This window comes from Enterococcus sp. DIV0086, assembly GCF_050498705.1.
Classification (GTDB): domain Bacteria; phylum Bacillota; class Bacilli; order Lactobacillales; family Enterococcaceae; genus Enterococcus; species Enterococcus faecalis.
In genome coordinates, this window is the sequence record NZ_JBNIDN010000001.1 from 2,370,735 (window position 1) to 2,387,664 (window position 16,930).

Below are 16,930 nucleotides of genomic sequence, written 5' to 3' on the forward strand. Positions count from 1 at the left end.
GGTGTTGTCTCAAAGACAACACCTTTTTTTAAGAACCAGGGATATTCCGTGGTTCGTTTTTGGTTGTGACAAAGAAAAAGAACAGACTTAGTAAAATAACTAGGATGCCATCGTTAAACATCGGATTTACGAAGTTTAAAATAGCACTTAAGATGACTGGCACGGTAGCACAATACGTAATAATTTTTAAACAATCAATCAAACGTAAAGAATAAAAACGTAATTTTGAATAGAGAGATGCACCGATAGCGGCAATAAGTAAGTCTAAAACTAAACCGATTAGAACAGGGTAGATAGCCACTAAAAAGACAATAAGTTTTGTCCACCAGGGGATCGCTGCTTCACTTAGCGCAGTCTTGATACTCTGAGCGTTAACGCCATCTAAGGTTCCTTTACTATAGGGGAAGATAAATTGGTCGGTGCCTAGAATTGATTCAGTTGCGCCTGAATTTGGTAAGGCGACTACAAATTCATCTTGTAAAAAAGCCAAACCAAACGCATTACCAATTAAATCCTTTTGGACATCAGCGGCTGTACGTTTTCCATCTGGATCAAACGTAAAAATAATCGAGTCGGTTTGATAAATAAAACCAGATTCTTTGGCCTTTGTTTGCAACGTGCCATTTTCAATAGAAAAGTCAGGCAACTTTTCTGCAATTTTTTGGCCATCTTGTTGCACCTCTTGTAGCACAGAAAAGACTTGTTTGGTAATAGGTAGTGCTAAAATAGCACTTAAAAAAACAGCATAGAGAATTACTTTCCAAAACGCCATTTTTTTCGCATGCCGTAATTCTGAAACTGAAAAAAAGGCCTGCTTAAATAATTGCAATGTATTCATTTATTTACTCCTCACATCATTCTTCTACAGGTCATTCTAGCGAATTTATGAGGGAAACACAAGGTAATCTCCCTCTTTTGTAAAACTTTTCTTTTGGCAAGCAAACTATTTTGTAGAAAGCGGTTCACTCTGTTATCATAATAGTTGTATGAAAGACGTATGTTACATACTAAAAAATAGGGGGATTTAAAAAATGACTTACACATTACCAGAATTACCATATGCTTATGATGCATTAGAACCTTACATTGACGTGGAAACAATGCACTTACACCATGATAAACACCACAACACTTATGTGACTAACTTAAACGCAGCGATTGAAAAACATCCAGAATTAGGCGAAAAATCTGTAGAAGACCTAATTTCAGATATGAATGCTATTCCTGAAGATATCCGTACTGCCGTTCGTAACAATGGTGGCGGTCACGCAAACCATACATTCTTCTGGGAAATTATGGCACCAAATGCTGGTGGACAACCAACTGGCGCTATTAAAGAAGCAATCGATGAAACATTTGGTAGCTTTGATGAAATGAAAGCTGCTTTCAAAACAGCTGCAACTGGCCGTTTTGGTTCAGGTTGGGCTTGGTTAGTTGTGAATAACGGTAAATTAGAAATCACTTCAACACCAAACCAAGATTCACCATTAATGGATGGTCAAACACCTGTTTTAGGTCTTGACGTTTGGGAACATGCGTATTACTTAAAATATAAAAACGTTCGTCCAGATTACATTGAAGCATTCTGGAACGTTGTTAACTGGGATAAAGTAAACGAACTTTTTGCTGCAACAAAATAAGTTTGCCAATTGTGAAGGAAAGAGTCAAATGACGGCTGTCATTTGACTCTTTCCTTTTACAAATCCAGGGTCGAAATAGTTGTTCGTTTATGGCATACTAAAGTAAGTAGGGAAAGATAACGGATACATAAAGAAGGAGCTAAAAAAATGAATGTTATGATGCAAAAAGTACACGGGTCAGAAAATGATTTCTTTTTATTGGATGAAACACAGTTTGAGCGTTCTTTAACCGCTGAGGAAATTGAGCAATTGCGCATCCAGTTATGTTCGCGGGAAACAGGATTATTGGCGGGAGCAGATGGGTTACTTTTGGTAGGAGAAGGGACTCACGGCACGTCCAATGCTAGAATGCGAGTGATTAACAGCGATGGTAGTGAAGCAAGCATGTGCGGGAACGGCTTGCGTACGGTTGCCCGTTATTTAGCTGAAAAAAACCAAGAAAAATCATTTACAGTTGAAACAATGTTTGCAGATTTGAAAGTACGTCAAGCCCCCAATTTAGCTGAAGAAGTAGCGACTTACCAAGTGGAAATTTCACCAGTAAGTTTTGAAGCAGTCACTATCCCAATGCATTTAGGGGTCCAAACATTAATTGATGAAATCGTACCAGCCTTATCTAACACCATTCGCTTTACAGCGGTAGCAGTGCCTAATCCGCACCTTGTAGCATTTGTGGATCACGAAACCTTAAATGGTCCAGAATTTGAACGAATCGCTACCTATGTAAATAATGAAAATCCGTATTTTCCAGAAGGGATAAATGTGAGTTTTGTTGAAATTCTTGGCAAAAATCAACTATTTGTTCGAACGTATGAACGTGGTGTAGGTTTTACAAGTGCTTGTGGGACAGCTATGTGCGCAAGTAGTTTACTTTATACGTTATTGAAAGATGGTGTTTTTTATGAAGAAATAACCGTCAAAAATGCTGGAGGTATGGTGAAAACAGTCGTCCACGAAACGTCTGATGGCAGTTATTGGATGGAATTAATTGGGAATGCCACGATTACGCATTTGATTGAAGGATCACTGACTGATTTACTAAATGGTGCATTTGAGAAAATAACTATCACTGAAACGAATGAACAGAAACATTATCAAGAATTTCTGCAAACACTTTCTCAAAAATAACAATTGTTCCTTGATAAAGCGCTCTTTTATTTTACAATTGTGTTAAGTTCTTGTTCCAAAAAATAAAAAATATTGCTTGAATAAGCAAACTATGAGAAAATAAAGGGCATGAATTAAGAATTATTCTTAGATAAACGAGGAAGTGTCTTATGAAACTATGGAAAAAAGTAGTACTGGGCTTTTTGAGCGTCTTGCTAGTGGTAGTAGCTGGGGTATGTGCTTACGGGATTAAGATGTATTCAGATGCCAATTCAACAATTAATGGGATCTATCAATCAGTTAACCGTAAGTCCAATAAAGGAGCCACGGCCAATATTGATGCGCAAGAACCATTCTCTGTTCTTTTAATGGGGATTGACACAGGCGATTTAGGTCGAACAGAACAAGGTCGTTCAGATACTACAATGGTTGTAACCATCAACCCGAAAGAAAACAAGTCCACAATGATCAGTTTGGATAGAGATATTCTAACAGATATTGTTGGAAATGACACACAAGACAAATTGAACCATGCCTATGCATTTGGTGGCGCCGAAATGGCGATTAATACAGTCCAAGAATTACTGGATATTCCCATCCATCACTATGTATCCATCAATATGAAAGGGTTAAAAGACCTGATTGATGCGGTAGGCGGTATTGAAGTAGATAATACGATTGGTGAATTTACGTTGGACGGTATTACTGTTCCAGCAGGTAAAATCAAGTTAGATGGCACGACAGGTTTGGCTTATGCGCGGATGCGTCACGAAGATCCTGAAGGAGATGTGGGTCGTCAACGCCGCCAACGAGAAGTTGTTGAGAAAATTGTGCGCAAAGTCATGAGTTTTGATGGTGTTTCAAAATATCGAAAAATTCTTGATGCTGTTGAAGCCAATGTAAAAACAGACTTAACCTGGGATGACATGATGGACATCCAATCAAAATATTTGTCTGCCTTTAAAACAATTGACTCAGAACAATTACAAGGATACAGTGCAACCATTGATGATATTTATTATCAAGTCCTAGATCCAAATAGCTTATACAAAACACAAACAACGCTTAGAAAACAACTTGGTTTAAAAGAACATGCTTCTGAACGTGAAAAAGATTTAGCCTTTTATAATCAGTTTAGCTATGCTGTTACAGATACTGCACTGATTGGTGAATCTGGTGATTCAAGTGCCAATAGCTCTACTAGTTCGAGTAGCACAGCGGACACCACAGCCGGACAAACAGAATACAACGGCAATACGCAACAAGCAGCAGAAGGAGCCTATGATCCGAATACGTACGTTGACCCAAATACGTACACAGATCCAAACGCTTATGCTGATCCAAATACGTATGTGGATCCCAACGCACCACAATATTAATCTGTTAAACAAGCTCGAAAACTTCTATTTCTGATGAGAAATAGAAGTTTTTTTCTTTTATTCTAGAAATTTTTTTCAGAAGGTGTTATAATTGGACTATACCAAAATAAACCGTAAGGAGCGTGTCAAAATGCAAATTATCCGTGTAGCAAATGCAGAAGAAGGCGGCAAAAAAGCGTTTGAATTAATTAAAGAAGGTATGAACAATGGTGCGAAAGTTTTAGGCTTAGCAACAGGTAGTACACCAGAAACATTATATAAAGAAATGACAGCAAGTGATGTCGACTTTACAGAAATGACTTCTGTAAACCTAGATGAATATGTTGGTTTAGGTGGCGAAGATGAGCAAAGTTACCGTTATTTCATGAACAAACACTTATTCGACAAAAAACCATTTAAAGAAACATTTGTACCAAATGGTAAAGCAGAAGATTTAGATGCTGCTTCCGCAGAATATGAAAAAATTATCGATGCACATCCAGTAGATATCCAAATCTTAGGTATTGGTCAAAATGGACACATCGGTTTCAACGAACCAGGCACACCTCTAGATAGCTTAACACATGTCGTTGAGTTGACTGAATCAACAATCAACGCAAACAAACGTTATTTTGACAAAGTAGAAGATGTCCCAACACGTGCTGTTTCTATGGGGATTGGCTCAATCATGAAAGGTAAAAAAATGATTTTAATGGCTTATGGCGAAGCAAAAGCAGAGGCCATTAAAGGAATGATTGACGGACCAGTAACAACAGACATGCCAGCAAGTGCATTACAAAACCATCAAGATGTTGTTGTAATCATTGATGATGCAGCTGCAAGTAAATTATAATCGTTGATGAAAAAGAACTTGAAACATAAGGATTTCCTTATGTTTCAAGTTCTTTTTTTGTTATACTGGAAGTAATAGAAGAAGAGGTGAAAAGGATGTTACAGCTAACAATTCCAGAAATTATTTTACGGTTAGTCCTAGCGATGGTGATGGGTGGCGCAATTGGTTTTGAAAGACAATATAAGAATCGCCCAGCAGGGATGCGCACTCACATTTTAGTTTGTATGGGCGCGGCTATTATTGCGTTAATTCAGTCGCAAATTGCAATCAATGCATTGAAAGATGCGTTAGCTAATCCGGCTTTGACGGGGGTCATTCGTTCAGATCAAGCAAGGTTGATCGCACAAGTTGTAAGTGGAATCGGCTTTTTAGGTGCTGGAACCATCATTGTAACGAAACAAAGTGTCACCGGATTGACGACAGCAGCGTCACTATGGACCGTTGCTGGTTTAGGGATCGCGGTGGGCATGGGCTACTATACGATTGCCTTAACAAGTTTTATCGGTGTATTATTTGCCTTAACCATTGTCAAACGAATTATTCACGTACCAACAATCAAAAAATTAGAAATTCGCTATCAACATAAACAAGAAACCAAAGAATTTATTAATCAGTATTTTGAAGAAAAACATATTGAAATTTATGATGTGAATTTCAATGTTTCTTGGGTAGATGATACAAAAATCTATACGAATATCTATACTATTGATTTGCCTAAAGGCCTAACGTATGCCGATGTTATCGAAGATCTATCTGTTTCAAATAATGTAACAAAATTACGATTGATTAATGTGTAGAAACATCTATTTATAATTAATGACAACCGCTATAAGTTAAAATGCTTATGGCGGTTTTCTTCTAGGACCTAGGACTGATTTTTTAAGTTTAATATTTCAAAAAGATTACAAAAGAGTTATGATTGTATTACGAGTTAGAAAGAAAGGTGATAAGTAAGATGAATAAAAAAAATAAATTTCTTAGTATTATTGTTGTTGTCGTTGTGATTATTGGTGCATTTGTGATGAAAGCTTATAATCAATTGATTACTTTAGATAATAAAGTCGAAGCAGAATGGTCACAAGTAGAGAATGTAATGCAAAGACGTGCTGATTTAATTCCTAATCTTGTCAGTAGTGTTCAAGGCAGTATGACTCAAGAAAAAGAAGTTTTAAAAGAAATAACGGAAGCACGTAAAGCATACGCAGGAGCAAAATCTTCTTCTGAAAAAGGGCAAGCAAATGAGCAAATTGAAAAAGGATTAGGTAATTTTGTTACAGTATTGAATGAAGATTACCCAAAGTTAGCTTCTTCTGAAAATGTCAAAACCTTAATGACTCAATTAGAAGGATCTGAAAATCGAATTTCTGTTGAACGCCGTAACTATATACAAGCTGTTGAAACATATAACCAACAGATTTCAAAATTCCCTGATAAAATAATTGCAAAACTTTTAGGATTTGAGAAGAAAACTAACTATGTTGCGACAGAGCAGGGAAAAGAAGTGCCGCAAGTAAAATTTAAATAAAAATTTATAGAAAATTTGGGTTAAAAAGAAAGAAGTGAGGAAGGTTGGATAAAAAAGTCGAAAAAATTCAAGAAAAAGTTCGTTTGTTTTATAAAAAGCATCAGCGGAATACAACGATTGTTGTGGTAATTAGTTTGAGTATGATTTTAATATTAGGAATGGCTGCTTGGTATGAAGGAAAGGGAATCTCTTATGAAGCAAAACAAACTGCACTGAGAGAGAAGCAACATGCCTTACAAAAAAAGAGAGACGATATCTTAGCAGGGGAAATGACTGAAGCGTCAACCCAGACAACAATAAATAACTTTTCTAAACAAGAAATAACTGGTGAAAATGAATTAGTGACAATTACTGGAACGAATGGGCAGTTGAACATTAATGATGCTAATATCTATGTTTCAGATAATGCAGGTATTGTCTCAAATCAACTTAAACAGAAAATGTTTCAATTGAATCAACAATTGTTGGAAAATGCGAATGGCGCACAATTTATGCTTATTACCGTTCCTGCGTTACCTAGTGGGGAATCTGTTGAATCTTACAGCAATAAGATTGCTAATCAATTAGGTGTAGGGGATCGTGAAAAAAATAATGGTGTGGTTTTTCTAATGGCAATTGAGGATCGCGAGTCTCGCTTGGAAGTTGGATATGGCTTAGAGAGTATTTTAACGGATAGCTATGCGGATGATATTATTAATAATGAAGAAGTAAAAGAGGCTTTTAGAGACGAGGATTATAATACAGGTCTCAATAAAATTATTGATCAAGTATCGGCTGCAATCAATTCAAAAACCGCACAAGTGGATAATGAATTAACAAATATACAAGCAGAGTTAAACACTAACACAACGAAAAGAAATGTTCTTTTAATGGCAAGTATTGCTGGGATGCTCATTTGTGCTGTTTATATTTTACAAATTTTAAGAACAAGAAAACTTGTTAAAAAAATGTATCAAGATTATTTGAATTGTTTACCAACAAAGGCTGTCCTAAATAACTCAGAACAGACAAAGAAAGTATTAAATAAGATGAAAAAGACTTCTTTTTATTGTTTATATCTTAATGGAGCAACGTTATTTGCCACAAAAGGGAAAATAAGACGTGCCACTAAGCGTGGTTCTTTACTAAGTATATATCCAAATGCAAAAAAACAATCTTTTGGGCGTTTATTAGTAGGAGATACTTTATATAGTTATGATGGTAGTGTTTTGACGTATGCTTATTTAAACTCACAATACAATCCGTCTAATCATAGTAGTTCTGGTAGCAGCAGTGGTGGTTCATTCGGTGGCGGCTCATTCGGCGGTGGCGGTGCCTCAGGAAGTTGGTAAAATAAAAAGCTAGAAACGTTAATCGTTTCTAGCTTTTTGCTATTTATCTAAACCGTAAAGATAGTCATCATCTTTCATGGCTTCAACTGTTCCTAGTAAATAGCCATTTCCTACTTGGGAGAAGAAGTCATGGTTGCTAGTTCCTGTCGAAATACCATTCATTACAATCGGGTTCACATCATTGGCTGTATCCGCAAATAAGGGATCCATACCTAAGTTCATTAAAGCTTTGTTGGCGTTGTAACGTAAAAAGGTTTTTACTTCTTCGGTCCAACCTAAGTCATCATATAATTCTTCTGTATAACGTTCTTCGTTTTCGTACAATTCGTAAAGTAAATTATACATCCAGTCTTTTAGTTTATCTTGCTCATCTTCTGGTAATTCATTAAATCCTAATTGGAATTTATAGCCAATATACGTGCCGTGCACTGATTCATCACGGATAATCAATTTAATAATTTCAGCGACGTTCGCTAGTTTATTGTTTCCTAAATAGTAAAGAGGAGTGTAGAACCCAGAATAGAATAAAAACGTTTCTAAAAATACACTAGCAATTTTTTTCTCTAACGGAGTGCCGTTTTTATAAATTTCGTTAATCCGTTCTGCTTTATATTGCAGATGTTTGTTGGTATTTGTCCACTCAAAAATATCATCAATCTCTTTTTTTGTATTTAATGTACTGAAGATAGAAGAATAACTTTTGGCATGGACAGATTCCATGAATTGGATGTTATTTAAGACGGCTTCTTCATGAGGCGTCCGCACATCATTTCTCAGTTGATCCATGCCGCTTTCTGATTGAACAGTATCTAATAAAGTTAAACCGCCGAAAACGTAGCCGACAGTAGTTTTTTCTAAATCGGAAAGAGTCCGCCAATCATCTAAGTCATTGGATAACGGAATCCGTGTATCTAACCAAAATTGTTCGGTTAATTTTTCCCAAGTGGATTTATCAATGACGTCTTCAATGGCGTTCCAGTTAATTGCTTCATAATACGTTGCCATGGTTATTCCTCCTGTATGCTGGGACAGCAGTCTGTTTGACTAGTTGTCTCGTTTCTTCGCTTAAAACGTTCTACAGAGTCCAAATAGGAGCGTGCAGCCGTTCTTCTTTGTCCAGTATATCTGAAAATGTCCTGTTTAAAAAGAGAACATTCCTAAAAAATAAGACGCTCAAGCAGAACGCCTTATTTAAGTGCTTTTCATTAAATCACGCAAGACTCACATTGATTGCTGCCAATTTCTTCAGCATCATCTGTAAATGTACGAATATAGTAAATTGATTTAATCCCTTTGTTGAACGCATAATGACGTAAAATGTTCAAGTCACGGGTTGTTTGTTTTGGTGTTTCTTTCCATTCATACAAGCCTTCAGGGATTTCTGAACGCATAAACAAGGTTAAACTCATTCCTTGATCAACGTGTTGTTGCGCTGTTGCGTAGACATCAATCACTTTGCGCATATCCATGTCGTAAGCAGAAGTATAGTAAGGGATTGTATCATTAGCTAAATAAGGCGCTGGATAGTAAATCTTACCAATTTTCTTCTCTTGACGTTCTTCAATCATGCGAGTAATTGGATGAATGCTGGCACTAGTATCATTAATATATGAAATTGAACCATTTGGCGCTACGGCTAAACGATTTTGATGATAAAGACCATCTTTTTTCACAGCATCGCGTAACGCAGCCCAATCTTCAGCCGTTGGAATCTGAATGTCTTTAAAAATTTCTTTCACTTTATCAAATTTTGGTGTAAAGTTGCCTTCAATATATTTATCGAAGTAAGCACCAGAAGCATAATCTGATTTTTCAAAATTGTGGAAGACTTGGTTACGTTCTTTCGCAATTTGATTACTTTCCATTAAAGTCCAGTAATTTAATAACATGAAATAAATGTCTGTAAAGTCTAATGATTCTTCAGAGCCGTATTCCATATGATTTTTAGCGAAGAAGGTGTGTAAGCCCATTGCGCCTAGTCCGATTGTATGGCTTAAACGATTTCCATTTTGGATAGTTGGCACGACATCAATTTCAGAAGCATCTGTTACAAAAGTTAACGCACGCGTCATAGCGCGGACAGATTTTCCAAAGTCAGGACTTTCCATTAAATTAACAATGTTAGTTGAACCTAAGTTACAACTAATATCTGTTCCTAAAACTTCATATTCTTGTTTCCCATTAATAACAGAAGGCGTTTGAACTTGAAGAATTTCAGAACATAAGTTACTCATGATAATCTTGCCATCAATCGGATTGTTTTTGTTAGCTGTATCAATATTGATGATATAAGGATAGCCAGATTCTTGTTGTAATTTAGAAATTTCATTTTCTAAGTCACGGGCTTTAATTTTACGTTTACGTATGTTTGGATTGGCCACTAGGTTATCATATTCTTTGGTAATATCTACATAGGAATAAGGCACACCATATTCACGTTCCACACTATAAGGACTAAATAAATACATATCTTCGTTGTTACGTGTTAATTCGTAAAATTTATCTGGAACAATAACACCAAGAGACAACGTTTTTACACGGATTTTTTCATCAGCGTTTTCTTTTTTAGCAGATAAGAACATTTCAATATCTGGATGGAAGACGTTTAGATAAACCACACCAGCACCTTGACGTTGACCTAATTGGTTAGAGTAGCTAAAGCTATCTTCAAATAATTTCATAACAGGGACAACACCACTTGCTGCGCCATCATAACCTTTGATTGGTGCGCCCGCTTCACGTAAGTTTGAAAGAGTAATTCCTACGCCGCCGCCGATTCGTGATAATTGAAGGGCAGAATTAATTGAACGTCCAATGCTGTTCATATCATCTGTTACTTGAACTAAGAAACAAGAAACCAATTCACCTCGACGTTTACGCCCAGCGTTTAAGAAAGAAGGTGTGGCTGGTTGATACCGTTGATGGATCATTTCATCCGCCAATGTTAAAGCCAACTCTTCATCGCCATCCGCAAAATACAAGGCATTAAAGGCAACCCGATCTTCATATGTTTCTAAATACTCTGTTCCGGCGTTGTTCTTTAAAGCGTATTGAGAATAAAATTTATAAGCCGCCATGAAAGACTTGAATTGGAAATGTTGTTCATCTAAGAAAGCATATAATTTTTCAATAAAGTCCATTGAATATTTTTCGATGAATTCAGTTTCAATAAAATCTTCTTTCATTAAAAAGTTGATTTTTTCTTCAGCAGAGCTGAATTTACGTGTATTCGGTTCTACATTTTCTTTAAAGAAGGCTGCGAGTGCTTCTTTATCTTTATTTAAAGGGATTTGACCATCAACAGGACGGTTAATCTCGTTATTCAGTTTGAAATAGCTGACATCTTTAATTTCTTTTAGACTCAATTTCTTCCACTACTTTCTTAAAGGTCTCCACGTCTTCGTCTGTTCCGCTAAACTCAAAGGAGTATAGAAGCGGAACGTGGTAATCGCGGGCAATATCTTTGGCGGTATAGACAAATAATTCAGCAAAATTACGGTTGCCCCCACCAGCTACACCAACTAACAGTTCTTGGTTACTTTTATAATCAAGAAAGTCATTCACTACCTCTGTAATTTCTGCATCATAGGTAGGAATGACAAGAATAAAAGGCTCATTTATTTCAAAAAAAGGATTCGCTGGCTCAAGTTCATAAGCAGGCAAATCCAATTTTTTAATAAAGCGCCTTGTTTGACCGGTGACTGAAAAATAAACAAGTTTCATCTTAGCTAGCCAATTGTTTTAATTGGTCTGGACGGAAGCCAACAACGGTTGTTGCTTCAGATGTGATTACCGGTACGCTTTGGAACCCTTGTTCTTTTAACCAGTCGATAGCATCTGGTTGTGCGTCGATATTGATTTCTTCAAAAGCGATGTTATTTTCACTTAGGAAACGTTTCGCCATTTTACATTGGATACAGTTATTTTTTGAAAAGATTTTTACGTTCATTGAAAGTTCCTCCTCTTTTTTTCTACATAGACTAGTATAAATCTATGTAGAAAAAAGTCAACACTTTAACACTATATATTGTGGTGCGTTTTTCTCATAATACTAGTTTTTGTGTTTTTGAAAGAAAAATGAAAACACGTGAATCCTCGTTTTTGGGAGAAAAAACACATTGGTCAGTGTTTGACAAACAAAAAAATTAAAATTTTGAAAGAGAACATTTAGTGAAAAAACACTAAATATTGTGTTGACATTTGAGTTAGGCACAAGAAGAAAAAATAAGCGGATTTGTTATTGAATGAGTGGAATTTTACAGTAGCTAGTAACATAAAAAACAAGAGCTGACTTTTTTTCAAAAATGGTAACCTGAAAAAAGTGTCTCTATATAGAAGAAAACAGGAGATACATCCAGAAATTCATTGACTTTCCGTGTAAGCAAGCGTATTCTTTTAATTGAGAACGATTCTCATTTTCGTTTGAAACTTTTTCACATGGAGGAAAGTAAATGATTACGTTAGCGCAGGCAGAAGTTGGGAAAGTCTATACAATCGAAAGCGTCCAAGCAGATATTCAGACAAAGAAACATCTGAACAATTTAGGTGTCGTTGCAGGCCAAGCAGTTGTACTTGTCAATTATCAGAATCAAAATGGTATTGTTTTATTACATAATAGTCGAATTGCGCTGACAGATACGATTTTACAAGCGATTCATGTGGAGGAGCGCTCGGCGAATGAGAAAGTTTGGGTCTCCTTAGATACCTTGAAAGTTGGAGAACGCGCTACAATAGTAGGGATCCACGGACAAGGAGCGGTGAAACGTCGGTTGATGGACATGGGCTTAACAAAAGGAACAGTAATTTTTATTCGCAAAGTAGCTCCTTTAGCTGATCCAATTGAAATCAATGTACGTGGCTACGAACTAACGTTACGAAAAAGTGAAGCGGAACTAATCTTGGTTGAAAAGGAGGAAAGCGAATGACTCAGCAAATTGCACTAGCCGGCAACCCTAATAGCGGTAAAACGACAACGTTCAATATGTTAACAGGAGCCAACCAATATGTTGGAAACTGGCCAGGGGTGACTGTGGAACGCAAAGAGGGGGTGGCAAAGAAAGATAAGACACTCATTATTCAAGATTTGCCAGGGATTTACTCTCTTTCTCCTTATACGCCTGAAGAAATTGTGGCACGAGATTATCTTTTGGAGGACCAACCTTCAGTGATTTTGAATATTCTCGATGTGACCAATTTGGAACGGAATCTTTATTTAACAACACAATTAATTGAAACTGGATTACCGGTTGTTTGTGCGTTAAATATGATGGATTTGTTGGAAAAAAACGGCCAAACATTGAATAGTGAAAAGTTAAGTTATGGCTTAGGCGTGCCTGTCGTTGAGATTAGTGCTTTGAAGAATCGTGGGTTGGATCATGCTTTAAAACAAAGTAAGCAGCGAGCGAATGCCATAGAGACAGAGGTTATTTATCCTTCTTATGATAATCGCTTAGAAGCAGCACTTGCTGAAATTGTTGATATTTTAGGAAATACTGTTCCTGAAACGCAACAGCGTTGGTATAGTTTAAAACTTTTTGAACGAGATGTTCGAACCAAAGAGCAATTATTATTGAGTTCTTTTCAAGAAAAAGAAATTGAAGAAGTCATACAAATTACCGAAAAAATCTTTCAAGATGAAAGTGAAGCCATTATCATTAATGAACGCTATGCCTTTATTGCTCGATTAATTGCTTTGTGTGCGACGAAAAAAACAGAAATGACATTTACTCACAGTGATAAGATTGACCGAGTGGTAACCAATCGGTGGTTGGCGTTGCCAATCTTTGCGTTTGTGATGTGGTTGGTCTATTACTTGTCTATTCAAACGGTTGGTACAATGGGGACAGACTGGTTAAACGATGTCTTTTTCGGGGAATGGGTTCCTCAATTTGTGGGAAATTGGTTGGCGCAATGGCAAGTAGCGCCATGGATGCAAAGTTTAATTTTAGATGGGATCATTGCAGGTGTTGGGGCTGTGTTAGGATTTTTACCACAACTGGCCGTCCTGTTTTTATGTTTAGGTTTTTTAGAAGATTGTGGCTATATGGCACGGATTGCCTTTGTCATGGATCGCTTGTTTCGGAAATTCGGCCTATCTGGTAAGTCGTTTATTCCAATGTTAATTGCGACAGGTTGTGGGGTCCCAGGCGTGATGGCTAGTCGAACGATTGAAAACGAACGCGATCGGCGAATGACTATTATGGTCACGACTTTTATGCCATGTTCGGCGAAGTTGCCAATTATCGCTCTGATTGCAGGTGCATTTTTTCCTAACCAAAGTTGGGTCTCGCCCTCTGCTTATTTCTTAGGGGTTGCTTCCATTGTGTTGTCAGGGATTGCTTTAAAAAAGACCAAGCATTTTTCGGGAGATCCAGCACCATTTATTATGGAACTTCCCGCCTATCATTTGCCGCAGCTTAGAAGTGTGGTTCGGCATGCCTATGAACGATGTCGCTCATTTGTAAAAAAAGCAGGAACGATTATTTTTGTTTCCAGTATTCTCATTTGGTTCATGTCACATTATTCTGTGACGTTTCAACCCGTTCCAGAAAGTCAAAGTATTCTAGCATTTCTAGGTAAAGGGTTGGCGGTGCTATTTATCCCATTAGGCTGGGGTAATTGGCAAGGGGCAGTTGCCACAATTACAGGATTGATAGCGAAAGAAAATATTATTGGTACCTTAGGCATTTTATTTGGCAATGTGAAAGATGTTTCTGAAAACGGGGTAGAAGTCTGGGGCGCACTGCAACACACCTTTACGCCAGTCGCGGCCTATTCGTTCTTAACTTTTAACTTATTATGTGCACCTTGTTTTGCTGCAATTGGCGCAATTCGTCGTGAAATGGGAGACCTCAAATGGACATTAGGAGCCATTGGTTATCAATGCGGTTTGGCTTATATGGTTAGTTTTGTGATTTATCAATTGGGCCATGTGTTAGTCGAAAAAGGCACACTAACTCTGGGGACTTTTTTAGCGATGGGTGTTGTTTTAGCTGGATTTTATTTCCTTATAAGAAAACCAAAGCCAGGCAAAGAAAGTGTCCAAGCAATCACTTCTTTAGAAAGAGGGTAATAACGGATGGCAACAATTATTTTATCCATTTTAATTTTTGGAACAGCAGGAATCATCACCTATCGACGAATCAAAAAAGGGGAAAGTTGTGAAGATTGTCAAACAGCTTGTCCTGTAAAAAAAGAACAATCTTCACAAGAATAACAACTGAAAAAAATTCCCTCTTGTATAAATAATAGCGGAGTGCTACAATATTGAGGTAGCTGAAAAGCCATTTTATACAACGGGGGCATAGCTCAGTTGGTTAGAGCATCTGACTCTTAATCAGAGGGTCTAGGGTTCGAATCCCTATGCCCCCATTGGGTGCCAAACCCACGAGAACGGTATTCTGTCGGCGTCTTAGGACGTTTCGAAGACGGAGTACGCGTTCTCTTTTTTTACATAAAATGTCGTGTGTCGTGAGAGATACACTAGTTAAATCGGTTAAAGAATGCTACGCTTAGAAGAGAGAAAAAGTATGTTATATAAAAAAGTTAAAAATTTTTCAGGCTAAAAAAGCGAATTTACCAAAAATCGCACTTTTTGGTTCCTATGAAACGAAAAAGTACGTACTATACAGCATGTACGGCACGGTATATGATGATATCAGAAAACGTTAAAGGAGCGAATCAAATGATTACATCACTAGCAGATACAGTAACATTAAACAACGGCACTAAAATTCCAGGAATGGGTCTCGGGGTATTCCAAATACCAGATGAAGAGACAGCAAAAGTGGTCGAAGAAGGGATTATCAATGGTTATCGTTTAATCGATACAGCGCAAATCTATGGCAATGAATCTGGCACAGGAGCGGGAATTAAAGCAGGCTTAGCGGCAACTGGTTTGAACCGTGAGGACTTATTTGTTACCTCGAAAGTTTGGAACGCGCATATTTCCTATGATGAAACAATTCAAGCTTTCAATGATAGTTTGGAACGTTTAGGTTTAGATTATTTAGATTTGTATTTAATTCATTGGCCAGGAAATAATTCTTACAAAGAATCATGGCAAGCTTTAGAAACTTTATACGCCGAAGGAAAAGTGAAAGCAATTGGTGTCAGCAACTTCCAAGTTCATCATTTAGAAGATTTACTTTCTTATGCAAAAGTTGTTCCGGTAATTAACCAAGTGGAACTACATCCAAAATTGGATCAAAAAGAAGTGCGTGATTTCTGTGAAAAACATGATATCAAAGTCCAAGCTTGGTCACCATTGATGCAAGGCCAATTATTATCTAATGAAACCATTTTGGCGATTGCTGAGAACCATAATAAATCAGCAGCCCAAGTGATTTTACGTTGGGATATTCAACAAGATATCTTATTAGCCGTGAAATCTGTCCACAAAGAACGGATGATTAGCAATGCAGCGGTCTTTGATTTTGAACTAAGTGCAGAAGAAATGGCACAAATTAACCAATTGAATGAATCGTTACGTGTGGGACCAGATCCAGACACGTTTGATTTCTAAAAATTAACTAGGAGGAGATACAATGAGTGAAGCAGTTAAAGGTTTTTCAGTAGTCAACCACGTGGGGATTACAGTCAGTAATTTGGATGAATCAGTGAAGTTTTATGAAGCATTAACAGGAACAAAAATCGCAAATCGTGATGAAATTGGTGGAAAACGGATGGCCCAAACACAAGGGTTAGATGATACATTAATCAAGTATGCTAATGTGCATCTAGAAAACATCAATATTGATTTATTAGAATATGTTAAACCAAAATCAGAAAAAGCTTCTTATTCCAACGAACAAATTAGTGCAATGCATATGTGTTTCGAAGTGGAAGATATTGATGCAGCTGTTGCACGTTTAAGAGCGATTGGCGTAGAACCTGATGGAGAGCCGATTACATTCCAAGAAGAAGATGGCTTGAAGAGCGGTTTTGGTACAGGTGTCGCTTACTTTACCGATCCAGATGGTACAAATTTAGAATTGATTGCTCCTAAAGGTCCATTTACACGAAATTAAGTTAAAAGACTTTCAAACAAACATCAAAAAGACCCCCTCATTCTAGTATCACTAACTAGAATGGGGGCTCTTTTTATTTTTTGAGAC

General features: G+C 37.0%; 17 protein-coding genes and 1 tRNA gene. 13 read left to right on the forward strand and 5 right to left on the reverse strand.

Features of this window, described 5'->3' with window-relative positions:
- Positions 1–28: 28 nt before the first annotated feature.
- Positions 29–838, reverse strand: coding sequence for a DUF1189 domain-containing protein (locus tag IGI63_RS11545; RefSeq protein ID WP_002355344.1), 810 nt, complete (start codon positions 836–838; stop codon positions 29–31).
- Positions 839–1,031: 193 nt separating this feature from the next.
- Between IGI63_RS11545 and IGI63_RS11550 the strand changes: the two genes are divergently transcribed.
- From IGI63_RS11550 to IGI63_RS11580, 7 genes are all read left to right on the forward strand, one after another.
- Positions 1,032–1,640, forward strand: a complete 609-nt coding sequence (locus IGI63_RS11550; protein ID WP_429975827.1) for a superoxide dismutase — start codon at positions 1,032–1,034, stop codon at positions 1,638–1,640.
- Between the two features lie 147 nt (positions 1,641–1,787).
- The gene (gene dapF, locus IGI63_RS11555; protein ID WP_002361202.1) at positions 1,788–2,768 is read left to right on the forward strand and encodes a diaminopimelate epimerase; all 981 of its coding nucleotides are present in this window, start codon (positions 1,788–1,790) and stop codon (positions 2,766–2,768) included.
- A 149-nt stretch (positions 2,769–2,917) separates the two neighbouring features.
- A complete protein-coding gene (locus tag IGI63_RS11560; protein ID WP_002383706.1) occupies positions 2,918–4,126 on the forward strand; it encodes an LCP family protein in 1,209 nt (402 codons plus the stop codon).
- A gap of 130 nt (positions 4,127–4,256) precedes the next feature.
- Complete coding sequence (nagB, locus tag IGI63_RS11565; RefSeq protein WP_002355352.1) at positions 4,257–4,958, forward strand: glucosamine-6-phosphate deaminase; 702 nt, start codon at positions 4,257–4,259, stop codon at positions 4,956–4,958.
- A gap of 95 nt (positions 4,959–5,053) precedes the next feature.
- Positions 5,054–5,755 (forward strand): MgtC/SapB family protein, encoded by a 702-nt coding sequence (locus tag IGI63_RS11570; RefSeq protein WP_002355354.1) that lies wholly within the window; start codon positions 5,054–5,056, stop codon positions 5,753–5,755.
- Between the two features lie 158 nt (positions 5,756–5,913).
- Entirely contained in the window at positions 5,914–6,483 is a 570-nt protein-coding gene (locus IGI63_RS11575) for a LemA family protein (protein ID WP_002385314.1), read from the forward strand.
- A gap of 44 nt (positions 6,484–6,527) precedes the next feature.
- Positions 6,528–7,814, forward strand: a complete 1,287-nt coding sequence (locus IGI63_RS11580) for a TPM domain-containing protein (protein WP_429975828.1) — start codon at positions 6,528–6,530, stop codon at positions 7,812–7,814.
- Between the two features lie 39 nt (positions 7,815–7,853).
- Here the strand turns inward: IGI63_RS11580 and nrdF are convergent, their stop codons facing one another.
- From nrdF to IGI63_RS11600, 4 genes are all read right to left on the reverse strand, one after another.
- Positions 7,854–8,819: a class 1b ribonucleoside-diphosphate reductase subunit beta gene (gene nrdF / locus IGI63_RS11585; RefSeq protein ID WP_002355357.1), complete on the reverse strand. Its 966-nt coding sequence runs from the start codon at positions 8,817–8,819 to the stop codon at positions 7,854–7,856.
- Positions 8,820–9,019: 200 nt separating this feature from the next.
- Positions 9,020–11,179: a class 1b ribonucleoside-diphosphate reductase subunit alpha gene (gene nrdE / locus IGI63_RS11590; protein WP_002355358.1), complete on the reverse strand. Its 2,160-nt coding sequence runs from the start codon at positions 11,177–11,179 to the stop codon at positions 9,020–9,022.
- Positions 11,160–11,537: a class Ib ribonucleoside-diphosphate reductase assembly flavoprotein NrdI gene (gene nrdI / locus IGI63_RS11595; RefSeq protein ID WP_002355359.1), complete on the reverse strand. Its 378-nt coding sequence runs from the start codon at positions 11,535–11,537 to the stop codon at positions 11,160–11,162. The genes nrdE and nrdI overlap by 20 nt, the downstream gene beginning before the upstream one ends.
- Before the next feature lies 1 nt (position 11,538).
- Positions 11,539–11,763, reverse strand: a complete 225-nt coding sequence (locus IGI63_RS11600) for a redoxin NrdH (protein WP_002355360.1) — start codon at positions 11,761–11,763, stop codon at positions 11,539–11,541.
- Between the two features lie 502 nt (positions 11,764–12,265).
- Here IGI63_RS11600 and IGI63_RS11605 point away from each other — a divergent pair.
- The 6 genes from IGI63_RS11605 to IGI63_RS11630 all read left to right on the forward strand — a co-directional run bounded on the left by IGI63_RS11605 (position 12,266) and on the right by IGI63_RS11630 (position 16,843).
- Positions 12,266–12,739, forward strand: a complete 474-nt coding sequence (locus IGI63_RS11605) for a ferrous iron transport protein A (RefSeq protein ID WP_429975829.1) — start codon at positions 12,266–12,268, stop codon at positions 12,737–12,739.
- Positions 12,736–14,886, forward strand: coding sequence for a ferrous iron transport protein B (feoB, locus tag IGI63_RS11610; protein ID WP_002355363.1), 2,151 nt, complete (start codon positions 12,736–12,738; stop codon positions 14,884–14,886). Before IGI63_RS11605 ends, feoB begins: the two co-directional genes overlap by 4 nt.
- Before the next feature lie 6 nt (positions 14,887–14,892).
- Complete coding sequence (locus IGI63_RS11615; RefSeq protein ID WP_002355364.1) at positions 14,893–15,030, forward strand: hypothetical protein; 138 nt, start codon at positions 14,893–14,895, stop codon at positions 15,028–15,030.
- An 81-nt stretch (positions 15,031–15,111) separates the two neighbouring features.
- Positions 15,112–15,185, forward strand: a tRNA-Lys gene (locus tag IGI63_RS11620).
- Between the two features lie 277 nt (positions 15,186–15,462).
- The gene (locus tag IGI63_RS11625) at positions 15,463–16,338 is read left to right on the forward strand and encodes an aldo/keto reductase (RefSeq protein WP_002384874.1); all 876 of its coding nucleotides are present in this window, start codon (positions 15,463–15,465) and stop codon (positions 16,336–16,338) included.
- Between the two features lie 22 nt (positions 16,339–16,360).
- Positions 16,361–16,843 carry a VOC family protein gene (locus IGI63_RS11630; RefSeq protein WP_002355441.1) on the forward strand — a complete coding sequence of 161 codons (483 nt, stop codon included), beginning with the start codon at positions 16,361–16,363 and terminating at the stop codon, positions 16,841–16,843.
- The last annotated feature ends 87 nt before the right edge of the window (positions 16,844–16,930 follow it).